This is a genomic window from Kitasatospora sp. NPDC059747 (genome assembly GCF_042732955.1).
GTDB lineage: Bacteria > Actinomycetota > Actinomycetes > Streptomycetales > Streptomycetaceae > Kitasatospora.
In genome coordinates, this window is sequence record NZ_JBHWGV010000085.1 from 33,024 (window position 1) to 41,827 (window position 8,804).

Annotated in this window: 9 protein-coding genes; 7 read left to right on the forward strand and 2 right to left on the reverse strand. The window is 73.7% G+C overall.

Annotation, left to right across the window (positions count from 1 at the left end; translation table 11 throughout):
- Positions 1-31 precede the first annotated feature (31 nt).
- The 5 genes from ACFV4G_RS30505 to ACFV4G_RS30525 are packed head-to-tail and all read left to right on the forward strand — an operon-like array spanning position 32 to position 4,587.
- Positions 32-934, forward strand: coding sequence for an ABC transporter ATP-binding protein (locus ACFV4G_RS30505; protein ID WP_380445345.1), 903 nt, complete (start codon positions 32-34; stop codon positions 932-934).
- A gap of 31 nt (positions 935-965) precedes the next feature.
- Complete coding sequence (locus ACFV4G_RS30510) at positions 966-1,715, forward strand: ABC transporter permease (RefSeq protein WP_380445346.1); 750 nt, start codon at positions 966-968, stop codon at positions 1,713-1,715.
- Complete coding sequence (locus ACFV4G_RS30515) at positions 1,712-3,001, forward strand: sensor histidine kinase (protein ID WP_380445352.1); 1,290 nt, start codon at positions 1,712-1,714, stop codon at positions 2,999-3,001. The genes ACFV4G_RS30510 and ACFV4G_RS30515 overlap by 4 nt, the downstream gene beginning before the upstream one ends.
- 11 nt (positions 3,002-3,012) lie before the next feature.
- Complete coding sequence (locus ACFV4G_RS30520) at positions 3,013-3,660, forward strand: response regulator (RefSeq protein WP_380445347.1); 648 nt, start codon at positions 3,013-3,015, stop codon at positions 3,658-3,660.
- 9 nt (positions 3,661-3,669) lie between these two features.
- A complete protein-coding gene (locus ACFV4G_RS30525; protein WP_380445348.1) occupies positions 3,670-4,587 on the forward strand; it encodes a 1-aminocyclopropane-1-carboxylate deaminase/D-cysteine desulfhydrase in 918 nt (305 codons plus the stop codon).
- 15 nt (positions 4,588-4,602) lie between these two features.
- Here the strand turns inward: ACFV4G_RS30525 and ACFV4G_RS30530 are convergent, their stop codons facing one another.
- Together ACFV4G_RS30530 and ACFV4G_RS30535 are read right to left on the reverse strand one after the other, a co-directional pair.
- The gene (locus ACFV4G_RS30530; RefSeq protein WP_380445349.1) at positions 4,603-6,093 is read right to left on the reverse strand and encodes an LCP family protein; all 1,491 of its coding nucleotides are present in this window, start codon (positions 6,091-6,093) and stop codon (positions 4,603-4,605) included.
- A 119-nt stretch (positions 6,094-6,212) separates the two neighbouring features.
- Positions 6,213-6,680 (reverse strand): MarR family transcriptional regulator, encoded by a 468-nt coding sequence (locus ACFV4G_RS30535; RefSeq protein ID WP_329931053.1) that lies wholly within the window; start codon positions 6,678-6,680, stop codon positions 6,213-6,215.
- Between the two features lie 121 nt (positions 6,681-6,801).
- Here ACFV4G_RS30535 and ACFV4G_RS30540 point away from each other — a divergent pair, with 121 nt between their 5' ends.
- Both ACFV4G_RS30540 and ACFV4G_RS30545 read left to right on the forward strand, forming a co-directional pair.
- Positions 6,802-7,827: an NADP-dependent oxidoreductase gene (locus ACFV4G_RS30540; RefSeq protein WP_380445350.1), complete on the forward strand. Its 1,026-nt coding sequence runs from the start codon at positions 6,802-6,804 to the stop codon at positions 7,825-7,827.
- 352 nt (positions 7,828-8,179) lie between these two features.
- Positions 8,180-8,674, forward strand: a complete 495-nt coding sequence (locus ACFV4G_RS30545) for a DUF3145 domain-containing protein (RefSeq protein WP_359969683.1) — start codon at positions 8,180-8,182, stop codon at positions 8,672-8,674.
- Positions 8,675-8,804: the final 130 nt, after the last annotated feature.

Genomic DNA, 8,804 nt, shown 5'->3' on the forward strand with positions numbered 1-8,804 from the left:
GCGCCCGGGACGAACGGGAGGGAGCGGCACGATGGCCGTGATCGAGGTGGCGGGCCTGCGGAAGGCGTACGGGCGGCGCCAGGTGCTGGAGGACGTGTCCTTCACCGTGGAGCGCGGCGAGGTGTTCGGCCTGCTGGGCCCGAACGGCGCCGGCAAGACCACCGCCGTCGAGTGCTGCGAGGGCCTGCGCCGGGCCGACTCCGGGACCGTCCGGGTGCTCGGCCTGGACCCGGTCCGCGACGCGCACAAGCTGCGCCCCCGGATCGGCATCCAGCTCCAGCAGGCCCAGCTGCAGGGCGCGCTGCGGGTCGGCGAGGCGCTGGAGCTGTACGCCGCCCTCTACCCGAAGCCGCGGGAGCCGCGCGAGCTGCTCGACGAGTGGGGGCTGGCCGGCGAGGTCCGGACGCCCTTCGACAAGCTCTCCGGCGGCCAGCGCCAGCGGCTGTTCATCGCCCTCGCGCTGGTCGGCGACCCGGAGGTGGCGTTCCTGGACGAGCTGACCACCGCGCTCGACCCGCAGGGCCGCCGGGACACCTGGGAGCTGGTCCGCCGGATCCGCGACAACGGCGTGACGGTGGTGCTGGTCTCGCACTTCATGGACGAGGTCGAGGCGCTCTGCGACCGGGCCGCCGTCCTGGACGGCGGGCGGATCGTCGCCGCCGGCACCCCGGCCGAGCTGGTCGCCCGCTCCGGCACCGGCGGCACCCTGGGCTTCCGTCCCACCGCGCCGCTGGACACCGCCCGGCTGGCCGCCCTGCCCGGGGTCACCGCCGTCGAGGAGCGGGACGGCCGGATCGAGGTCACCGGCACCGGGGACTTCGCCGACGAGGTGACCGGCCTGCTCGCCCGCGAGGGCATCGTCGTCACCGGCCTGCGGATCCGCGAGCACAGCCTCGACGACGCCTACCTCGCCCTCACCCGCCACCACGCCTGAGCCACCGCACTCCAGAAACGGACCCACCGCCATGAACCACACCGTCCACGCCGTCCGCCGCCTGGCCACCGTCGAGGCCCGCCTGTTCCTCCGCGACCCGCTGACCGCGTTCTTCAGCCTGGCCTTCCCGGTCCTGCTGCTGGTCGTCCTCGGCTGCATCCCGGCCCTGCGCCGCACCTCGCCCGACCTGCACGGCATGAGCACCATCCAGCTGTACGCGCCGATCCTGGCCGTCTTCACCCTGCTGCTGCTCGGCCTCAACGGCCTGCCGTCGCTGCTCTCCGCCTACCGCGAGCGCGGCGTGCTGCGCCGGATGTCGGCCAGCCCGGTCCGCCCGGGGCTGCTGTTCGGCGCGCTCGTGCCGATGTACGTCGGCATCGCGACCGTCTCGGTGCTGCTGGTCGTCCTCGGCGGGCTGGCCCTCGGGGTGCCGCTGCCGCGCCAGCCGCTGGGCTTCCTGCTGGCCTTCGTGCTCGCCGCCGCCGCGATGATGTCGGTCGGCCTGCTGATCGCCTCGTTCGTCCCCTCGGCCAAGGCCGGCAACGCGGTCGGCGCCCTCGCCTTCTTCCCGATGATGTTCTTCTCCGGGATCTGGCTGCCCCGCGACATGTCGCCCGCGCTGCTCGACCGGATCGGCGACTTCACCCCGAGCGGCGCCGCCGTCCAGGCCCTCCAGGACTCCTGGAACGGAAACTTCCCGCACGCCGTGGGCCTGCTCACACTCGCCGCGTACGCGGTGCTCGCGGGCGCCGCCGCTGCCAAGCTGTTCCGGTGGGAATGATCAAGGAGCCGGCCGCGGACGAGAACACCCTCGGCGACTGGCAGCACCGCCTGGACCGGCTGATCGGCCCGCTGTGCTACGTCGCCCTGCTGATCGCCCTCGCGCTGGCCCTCCTGGTCCCGGTCCCGACCGCGCGCTCCGCCGCCGCCACCCTCCCGGCGGCGGCCGCCGCGTTCCTGTGGCTGGTGCTGCGCTCCGCCCTCGACCGCCGGCCGCTCCCGGACGGGCGCGCCCGCTGGGCCGGTGCCCACTTCGCCGTCCTGCTGGTGCTGATCACCGTCCTGGTGCTGGACAACCCGTACTTCGGGTTCTTCGCCTTCACCGGCTACCTGCACGCCGCCCGGTACCTGCGCGGCCGGGCCCGGATCGCCGGCGCGGCGGCCACCACCGTGCCGAGCGCGCTCTCCCAGACCGGCGGGGTGCTGCCCGCCGGCGCCGCCCAGGTCGGCGGGCTCCTCGCGGTCATGGCCTTCAACCTGGTGGTCGTCGGCGTGATCCTCGCGCTCAGCGAGGTCACCGACCGGCTGAGCCTGCGCCGCAAGGCCGCCAACGCCGAACTCGCCGAGGCCAACCGGCTGCTGACCGAGATGCTCGCCGAGAACGCCGGACTGCACGCCCAGCTCCTGGTCCAGGCCCGCGAGGCCGGGGCCGCCGACGAGCGCCGCCGGCTCGCCCGCGAACTGCACGACACCGTCGCCCAGGGCCTGGCCGGCATCGTCACCCAGCTCCAGGCCGCCGACCTGGCCCGCGAGCAGGACACCCCGGTCGAGCAGTGGCGCCGCCACCTCGACAACGCGGCCGGCCTCGCCCGCGAGAGCCTCACCCAGGCCCGCCGGGCCGTCCACGCGCTGCGCCCGCTGGAACTGGAGCGCGCCGCCCTGCCGGAGGCGCTGGCCGAGCTCGCCGAGCAGTGGCAGGAGCGCAACGGCACGACCGCCGGGCTGACCGTCACCGGCGAGGCCCGCCCGCTGCACCCCGAGGTCGAGGTGACGCTGCTGCGGATCGCCCAGGAGTCGCTCGCCAACGCCGCCAAGTACGCGCGGGCGGGCCGGGTCGGACTGACGCTCTCCTACATGCCCGGCCTCGTCACCCTGGACGTCCGGGACGACGGCGTCGGCTTCGACCCGGCCGCCGAACCGGCCTCCCGGGCCACCGGCGGCGGCTACGGTCTCGCCGTGATGCGCCGCCGCGCCGAGCGCCTCGCGGGCCGGCTCGACCTGGAGACCGAACCGGGCGCCGGCACCACGGTGACCGCGACCCTGCCGGCGATCGGCATCGAGGAATGAGGGGGACCTTCGTGAACGAGGCACCGATCAGGCTGCTGCTGGTCGACGACCACCCGGTGGTCAGGGACGGGCTGCGCGGCATGTTCACCGCCGCCCCCGGCTTCGAGGTGGTCGGCGAGGCCGGCGACGGCGCGGAGGCGCTGCCGCTGATCGCCGCGCTGCTCCCGGACGTCGTGCTGATGGACCTGCGGATGCCGCGGATGGACGGCGTCACGACGATCCGCACGATGGCCGAGCGCGGCCTGACCAGCCGGGTGCTGGTGCTCACGACGTACGACACCGACGCGGACGTGCTGCCCGCCGTCCGGGCCGGCGCCACCGGCTACCTGCTCAAGGACGCGGCCCGCGAGGAGCTCTTCCACGCCGTCCGGGAGGCCGCCCGCGGCGCCTCGGTGATCGCGCCGACGGTCGCCGCCAAACTGCTCGGCCAGGTCCGCGAGCCGGTCCGGGAGGCGCTCAGTCCGCGCGAGGTGGAGGTGCTGGAGCTGGTCGCCTCCGGCGCGACCAACCGGGAGGCCGCGGCCCGGCTGTTCATCAGCGAGGCGACGGTGAAGACCCACCTCATCCACATCTACACGAAGCTCGACGTCAAGGACCGCGCGTCCGCCGTCGCCGCCGGCTACAACCTGGGCCTGCTGACGCCGACGCCGCCTCGGTAACCTGGGACGGTGCTCGAACCCGCTCTGCTGCCGACCCCGCTGGTGGACTGCACCGACGAGGCGCTCGCCCGGGCCGGGGTCGAGCTCCGGCTCAAGCGGGACGACCTCCTGCACCCGGCCGTCCCCGGCAACAAGTGGCGCAAGCTCGGGCCCAACCTGGCGGCGGCGGTCGAGCAGGGCCACACCCGGCTGCTCACCTTCGGCGGCGCGTACTCCACGCACCTGCGCGCGGTCGCGGTGGCCGCCGCGGCGCTGGGGCTGGAGAGCGTCGGACTCGTCCGCGGCGACGAGCTGGCCGGCCGGCCGCGCAACTGGTCGCTGCGGGCGGCCGAGGCGGCCGGGATGGAGCTCGCCTTCCTGTCCCGCACGGAGTACCGCGAGGCGACCGGCCGCAGTGGCTCCGCCGATGCGGAGGGCCGGGCGGCGCTGCAACGGCGGTGGGGCCCGTGCCTGGTGCTCCCCGAGGGCGGTTCCAACGCGCTCGCCGCGATCGGCGCGGCGGCGATCCCGGCCGAGCTGACCGACCTCGGCGCCCGTGACGTCGTCTGCTGTCCGGTCGGCACCGGCGGCACGCTGGCCGGGATCGCGGCGGGCCTGCCGTCCGGTGCCCGGGCGCTCGGCGTGGCGGTGCTGCGCGGCGGCGCGGGTTACCTGGAGGACGAGGTCGCGCGGCTCCACCGGGCCGCGTACGGGCGGGAGTTCGGCAACTGGCGGATCGACCACGCCCACCACGGCGGCGGCTACGGCAAGGTCCGGCCCGAACTCGCCGCCTTCGCCGAGCGGTTCGAGCGCCGACACGGCGTCGCGCTGGAGCGCCGGTACGTCGCGAAGCTCCTGGCCGCCCTCCACGACCTGGCCGCCGAGGGGGAGTTCCCCCGCGGCACCCGTCTGACGGCCGTCGTCACGGGCCTGCCGGACCCGGTCTGAGCCCTGCCCGGCGTCCTACCCGAACGTGAGGTTCGTGCAGGGGTCGGTGTCGGCGTTGCGCTCGTTCTCCGCTATGCCCGTCGGGATCCCGCCAGGCACCGTCGCGGTCGGACTCGGGCTCGCGCCCAGGTCGTTGATCTGGGTGCCGGCCGGCTGGTAGTCGCGGCCGAGGGTGACGGTGACCGCCCCGCTGCCGGGTTCCTCGACGGCCTTGGCCCCCGGGAAGAGGGCGGCCACCTGGTCGGCGGCGGCCTTCAGCGCCGGGTCGTAGGAGACCTGGGTGGTCTGCCGCCCGGGGTCGTTGGCGCCGAGCGTGACGTTCGTGAAGCCGCGCGCCTTGAGCGCCGCCGCGCCGGAGCCGGCCAGGCCCGAGGTGCCGACCCCGTTGACCACGACGACCGGCGCCGCGGCCTGCTCGGGCGCGAGCGGCCCGGCGGAGGCGGACGCCGTCGCGCCGGCGCTCGCGGACGCGGTGGCCGCGCCCGTGCCCGCGGTGCCCTGACCGTCGAGGGTGCGGTCCTCCTTGAGCAGCTTCCACAGGGTGTCCGCGTCGGGCTGCACCAGCCGGACGCGCTCCCCGGCGAAGCGCCAGGGCGCGGTGACGAAGGTGACGTCGGAGAGCTTGATGTCCTGGACGGACCGGGCGAAGTCCACGAGCTTCATCGCGGTGCCGAGGCCCTCGTCCACGGTGAGCGACTTGGTGGCCGCGTCGGCCAGCGGCAGCAGGGTGGGCAGCGAGAAGCCCTGGGCCTGGACCTTCTTGATCATCGAGGAGAGGAAGGCCTGCTGGCGCTTCATCCGGCCTATGTCCGAGCCGTCGCCGATGCCGTGCCGCGTCCTCAGGTAGTCCACCGCGGACTGCCCGGAGAGCTTCTGCAGGCCCTTCTTGAGGTGGATGCCGTACTGGTCGACGTCGTTGGGCACGCAGGCGTCCACGCCGCCGATGGCCTCGGTCATCGCGGCCGCGCCCTTGAAGTCGACCACGACGGTGTGGTCGATCCGCAGGCCGGTGAGGCTCTCGACGGTGTTCTGCGTGCAGGCCGGGTTGCCGTGCGCGAACTGGCCCAGGCTGAAGGCCGAGTTGAACATCTGGTCGTTGCGCGGCCTGGTCCAGGTGCCGTCCTGCAGCTTGCAGGACGGGATCGTGACCAGGGTGTCCCGGGGTATCGAGACGCCGACGGCGTGCTTGTGGTCCGCGTATATGTGCACCAGGATCGCGGTGTCCGAGTTGCCGACGCCCTCGTCGCCGCCGCCGAGCGCGTCGTTGCCGTCGTCCCGGGTGTCCGAGCCGAGCAGCAGGACGTTGACCGGCACCTGGGCGCCCGGCGTCGCCGGGGCGGGCGCGGGCGGGCGCTCGGTGGCGACGCCGCCCGCGTCGAACGTGGTGATGTTGTGGTCGAGCCGGTGGTAGAACCAGGCCCCGGCCCCCACGACGGACAGCACCAGGACGGCGGCCAGGCCGATGGCGGTCCGCAGGAAACGCCGCCTGGGCGAGCTGCTGCTCATCGTCGCGGTCCCCCCGTCTTCGTCTGTTGCTGTTCGGTGTTCGAACATTAGACGTTTCGGGAAGGCGTTCGGTTACCTCGGTGAAGGTCCGGGTTCGGCGCCCGCGCCTGTGATGCTGGTCACGCTCCGGGCCCGGAGGCGCCCGTGAGCATCCGTCGGAGCAGGTCGCGCAGGACCGTCCGCTCGTCCTGGCCGAGCGCGGCCAGCGGCTCGCGGGCGAAGTTCAGCGACTCGCGCAACTCCTCGGAGGCGGCGGCGCCGCTGTCGGTGGCGGCGACCAGCTTGACCCGGCGGTCCTGCCGGTCGGCCTCTCTGGTCACGAAGCCGCGGGACTCCAGGCGGTCGACGATGCCGGTGATATTCGACGGCTCACAGCTGAGCGTCTGGGCGATCTGCCGCATCGGCATCGGCCCCCGGCGCAGGAGGGCGAGCACCTTGGCCTGGGCCCCGGTGAGCGACCGGGCGGCCGCGGCGTCCTCGTACTCGCGGTGGAAGAGCGCGACCAGGTTGGCCATGAGGTCGACGACCTCGCGGGTGATCTCGTCGGGCTGCTGCGGCGTGGCGGCCGCGGTCGGCTGCGTCTCCATGGGGCACAGTCTACCTGAAAAGTTGACAACCTGAACCTTTCATGTCCATCGTTACTTCATTCACTCAACATTTCATGTGTGAGACACCGCCGATCACTCCCAGGAACAAAGGAACAATCCGATGGCAGAGCAGGCAGCGCCGACCACCGCCCGTGAGTGGCACCTCGCCGCGCGTCCGCAGGGCTGGCCGGTCCCGGCCGACTTCGCCCTCGTCGAGGCCCCGGTCCGCACCCCCGGCCCGGGCGAGATCCTGGTCCGCAACGCCTTCCTCTCGGTCGACCCGTACATGCGCGGCCGGATGAACGACGTGAAGTCCTACCTGCCGCCGTTCCGGCTGGGCGAGGCCATGGACGGCGGCGCCGTCGGCTACGTCGTCGCCTCGGAGGCCGAGGGCTTCGCCCCCGGCGACGCCGTGCTGCACGGCCTCGGCTGGCGCGAGTACGCGACCGTCGACGCCAAGCGCGCCGTCAAGGTCGACGCCGCCGCCGCCCCGCTCTCCGCCTACCTCGGCGTGCTCGGCATGCCCGGCCTGACCGCCTACGCGGGCCTGCTCGCCGTGGGCGCCCTCAAGGAGGGGGACAAGGTCTTCGTCTCCGGCGCGGCCGGCGCGGTCGGCTCGCTGGTCGGCCAGATCGCCCGGCTAAAGGGCGCCTCCCTGGTGGTCGGCTCGGCCGGCTCCGCGGAGAAGGTCGCCAAGCTGGTGGACGAGTACGGCTTCGACGCCGCCTTCAACTACAAGGACGGCCCGGTCTCCGAGCAGCTCGCCAAGGTCGCCCCGGAGGGCATCGACCTCTACTTCGACAACGTCGGTGGCGACCACCTGGAGGCCGCGATCGGCGCGCTCGGCGTGCACGGCCGCGCGGTGCTCTGCGGCGCCATCGCCCAGTACAACGACACCACCGCGCCCGCCGCCCCGCGCAACCTCGCGCTCGCGATCGGCAAGCGGCTGCGCCTGGAGGGCATGCTGGTCGGCGACCACGCCGCGCTCCAGCCGCAGTTCGTCGGCGAGGTCGCGGGCTGGCTCGCGGCCGGTGAACTCTGTTCCGACGAAACCGTGGTGGACGGCTTCGAGAACGCGGTGGAGGCCTTCATCGACCTGCTGCGCGGCGCCAACACCGGCAAGATGGTCGTCCGCCTGGGCGCCTGACCCGTCATCAGGGAATCCGACCGCCCCGCCGCCCGCCCCGGGCGCGCGGGGCGGTTTGCATGCACGGCGCAGGGAGGGTCGTCGCACTACCGTATTCCGGCCGGATCCGAAAGCACGTCATCCATCGTGCAGGGCGGCGCGGTACGGTGGTCCCGCCTGGCGATGGGGCCGTTCGGGGGAGAGATCCGGCCGAGGGGTAGACCTCGTTGAGGATTCGACTAGCATTGAGCGAAAGCCTGTCCGTTTTGCTCAATTTAGTGGCTTAATGTCGGCAAACGTGGGTAACTGTGGATCAACTGCAGGCACGAGGCAGCTGGGGAAGGCGACCCTCGTCCACAGCCTGGAGGTCCCGGTGACGACACGTGGAGTTCTCTACATCCACTCCGCGCCCCGCGCGCTGTGCCCGCACGTCGAGTGGGCCGTCGCGGGAGTGCTCGGTGTGCGGGTGAGCCTGGACTGGATCCGCCAGCCGGTCGCACCCGGACACTGGCGCGCCGAGCTCTCCTGGCAGGGTGAGCCCGGAACGGCCTCGAAGCTCGCCTCCGCGCTGCGCGGCTGGCAGCTGATGCGGTACGAGGTCACCAGCGAGCCCTGCGCCACGGCGGAGGGCGAGCGCTACAGCAGCACGCCCTCGCTCGGCATCTTCCACGCCGTCACGGGCATCCACGGGGACATCCTGATCCCCGAGGACCGGCTGCGCGCCGTCCTGCTGCGCGCCCGCAGCGAGGGGGCCGACCTGGAGGCCGAGATCTCCCGGCTGCTCGGCAAGCCCTGGGACGACGAGCTGGAGCCGTTCCGGTACGCCGGTGAGGGCGCGCCGGTGCGCTGGCTGCACCAGGTGGTCTGACCGCCGGCACGCACCCCCGGAACGACGGAAGGGGCCGGCGCGCACGGAAGGCGCCCGCCCCCGACCGGCGGACGGGGGGGGGCGGGGGGGGGGTAGGCCAGCACCCCCGTGTGGGCGCCCAGACCCAACG